This is a genomic window from Methylobacterium sp. J-067 (assembly GCF_022829465.1).
Classification (GTDB): domain Bacteria; phylum Pseudomonadota; class Alphaproteobacteria; order Rhizobiales; family Beijerinckiaceae; genus Methylobacterium; species Methylobacterium litchii.
In genome coordinates, this window is record NZ_JAKSXZ010000129.1 from 1 (window position 1) to 317 (window position 317).

Here is a 317-nt window from a genome sequence, read left to right on the forward strand (position 1 = left end):
ACCTGATGCAGCCGGCTCCCTCGGCCGCTAGCCCAACCACGAACAACAATCCGAACAGACGGGCGGTGTCGCAGAACATCACCAACAAAGTGAATGTGCAGCTGTCGGGCGATCCCCGAACAGCTACACGGTTGATGGAGGGGACTGTCGGCCGGTGTCATAGCCTTGCCCTGGCGAAAGCTCAGAGTGCGGTGGTCTAGTTGAGTAAGACGTTGGGCTCATTGCAAGATCGTTGGGCCTGATTGAGGTGGCGCTACATCGGTGCCACGTCTTTTGATATTGTGCTTCGACCATACGTCCGAACAACCATCGCGCAC

The 317-nt window shown here is 57.4% G+C and carries 1 protein-coding gene; it reads left to right on the top strand.

What is annotated here, in order from left to right:
• Positions 1-200 (top strand): hypothetical protein (locus MKK52_RS19125; RefSeq protein ID WP_243956476.1); only part of this gene is annotated, 200 nt, incomplete at its 5' end.
• Positions 201-317 lie beyond the last annotated feature (117 nt).